This is a genomic window from Klebsiella sp. (assembly GCF_027492335.1).
GTDB classification, from domain to species: Bacteria; Pseudomonadota; Gammaproteobacteria; order Enterobacterales; family Enterobacteriaceae; genus Klebsiella; species Klebsiella huaxiensis.
On sequence record NZ_JAPUEW010000060.1, the window covers coordinates 53,323 to 56,028 of the forward strand.

At 59.6% G+C, this 2,706-nt stretch carries 2 protein-coding genes and 1 pseudogene; all 3 read right to left on the reverse strand.

Features of this window, described 5'->3' with window-relative positions:
- Positions 1–71: 71 nt before the first annotated feature.
- Positions 72–1,529 (reverse strand): leucyl aminopeptidase family protein, encoded by a 1,458-nt coding sequence (locus QVF11_RS18360; RefSeq protein ID WP_287858586.1) that lies wholly within the window; start codon positions 1,527–1,529, stop codon positions 72–74.
- A 3-nt stretch (positions 1,530–1,532) separates the two neighbouring features.
- Complete coding sequence (locus QVF11_RS18365; RefSeq protein WP_142513715.1) at positions 1,533–2,486, reverse strand: N(4)-(beta-N-acetylglucosaminyl)-L-asparaginase; 954 nt, start codon at positions 2,484–2,486, stop codon at positions 1,533–1,535.
- A gap of 4 nt (positions 2,487–2,490) precedes the next feature.
- Positions 2,491–2,706: pseudogene (locus QVF11_RS18370) on the reverse strand (PTS lactose transporter subunit IIC); the annotation flags it as partial.

A 2,706-nucleotide genomic window follows, 5' to 3' on the forward strand; every position in this document is an offset into this window, starting at 1 on the left:
GGCAGGTGCATCGTGGAAGTTTATTGTTTGGTAGCCCGGGCAAGGCGCAAGGCGCCGCCCCCAGGAAGGTTTTAAACATCGCTGATATCGTCGAGCAGATGCTGGATCAGCAGCGGTATTGGCCTGCCGGAGGCCACGCTCTTGCCGCCTTCGCGCCACAGCGCCGTGCCGCTGACGTCGAGGTGGGCCCACGGGATTTCCGGCGGACAGAAATGCTGCAACAGCCAGGCGGCGGAGGCACTGATTGCCGCGTTGTTGCCCGGCGTATTGCACAGGTCGGCTATCGCACTTTCGGTCTGTTTTTTCAGCCGACTGTCCAGCGGCAGCGACCAGACTTCATCCCCGCTCTCTATTCCCGCCTGAGTCAACGCCGAACGCAGGGTTTCGTTTTGGGTCATTAAACCACTGAGGTCATAACCCAGCGCCTTCACCACCGCGCCGGTCAGCGTTGCCATATCGATAATATAGCGCGCCTGCGGATGCCGCTGACTGGCCCAGGCAATGGCGTCGGAAAGCACCAGACGACCTTCGGCATCGGTGTTGTTGATCTCTACCGTTAAGCCGTTACAGGCGCGCGCGACGCTGCCGGGCTGCATAGCGTTCGGGCCAATAGCGTTTTCCGCCAGCGCCAGTACCCCCATGACCCGCACCGGCAGCGCCAGCCTGGCGATGCTTAGCATCAATCCCAGGACGTTGGCCGCGCCGCACATATCGTACTTCATGGTGTACATTCCGGCGCCTTCCTTCAGCCACAGCCCGCCGGTATCAAAGGTCACGCCTTTACCGACATAGCAGCGTACCGGGCCATCGGTGATGCCATCATAATGAATCGCCAGCAGGCGCGGCGGGCGCTCGGCGCCTTTACCGACCGCATGCAGCAGGCCGAGCCCTTGTTCAACGATGGCCTTTTCATCAAGCACTTCGCAGCGCAGAGCGGGAATATCGGCGCATAAACGTGCAGCTTCGTCCACCACATACTGCGGCGTACACTGCTCAGAAGGCAGATCTGCCAGCTGCCGTGCGGCGATCATGCCGTACGCCGTGGCCTGCTGGCGATGAGCCAGGGTTTCAAGCACGGTCTGCTGTTCAGGCAAGGCGTAAAATGAGAGCTGGCGCAGCCGCCGTTTCCCGGTATTTACCCGATGCAGGCCCAGATCGTCGAGATGCCAGTCCAGGTTAAACAGATAACGCAGTGCTTTGGTTAATGCGCCGTACGCCTCTTCCAGCGAGCAATCCAGGACAAGCGATTCACTCACCGGCGTTTTGCACAACGGGCGCAGTACCTCTGTGAGGCTGTCGTTCATCGCATCCTGCCACTGTAACCGTGGGATAACGGTAATGCGGGCGAAAGGCGAACAGCCGAAGCGGGTATCCGCGACCTCGCCGCCAGCGGCTTGTTCGGCCATTTCCGCAAGCAGAGGGCTGGCGTTTAGGGGGCAGACGTCTAACAACGGGCTGCCGGGCCACGTTACCAGATGTGCGCCATCGCAGGTGCTATCCAGCTGATTAATTAAGCGATAATTCAACATGACTTACTCCTCAATGGGCGCACGAATACGTGCGGCATAGGCCTGCATCCATTCGTCGTCCACCGGACGGTAATGAGTTTTCTCCTGCACGCGCTCGGCGCAAAACACGGTGAGTGGCTGCGTTGCGCTAGCGACGACAAAGGAGAAGGTTTTGATATTGGTGGCCGCGCCGAATTCACCGTGACGGTTCATGCAGACCACCGAAAGATCTCCCGCGCGGCCAAAGCGTGACATCAGTTTGTCCTCCAGCTCGCTGACCACCGAGTCCGCCGCCTGCTGCGGCGTCATGCCCTGGGCCATTCGTCGTACAATTTCGTAGCTGGTACAGCCTTTCATCAGATCTTCGCCTACGCCGGTTGCCGTGGCGGCCCCGGTCTCGCTATCGCAATAAAAACCGGACCCGATAATCGGTGAGTCGCCCAGTCGCCCGCGCTTTTTCATAAACAGGCCGCTGGTGGAGGTTGCGACGCTCATTGAACCCTGTCGATCGAGGCCGATAATGCCCACGGTATCGTGACCATCATAGGGACTGAGGCCTTGATCCAGCGTTTCACGGCAGCGTTTACGATAGTGCTGCATGGCGCGATCGGTGAGCATCTCTTTGGCGGCAAATCCCTGGCTCAGCGCCCACTCTCGGGCTCCCTGACCGACCAGCAGGCTGTTATAGCGTTGGCGGCTCAGGGCGTGGGCCACTTTCACCGGATTGGCGATATCCACCAGATTGCCAACCGCGCCGAACGCCAGGGTATCGCCATTCATATAGGCGGCGTCCAGTTCGACTTCGCCGTTCTCGGTCGGCAGGCCGCCGTAGCCTACCGATTTGTACAGCGGAAAATCTTCGACTGCGGCTACCGCATTGACGACGGCGATAGAGGTTTCAGCTCCGGCGGCCAGCGCCGCAGCGGATTCCGTTACGCCTTCCAGCGCCATTCGCCAGGTGGCAATAATTCCCCACATTGGTTTACTCCTGTTTAGCAAGCGTGTTGTCCGTTGCGGCACGGGCGGTGATTTCCGCCGCGCGATACTGCTTATCGACGATGCGCATGAAGGGCAGATACAGCATCGCGCCAATCAACAGATTAAGCAGTTGCATGATGCTACCGCTGAGATGCCCGGTGACGATAAAACCGCTGATCACCGGCGGCAGGGTCCATGGAATAAAGACCCCGGTAGTGAC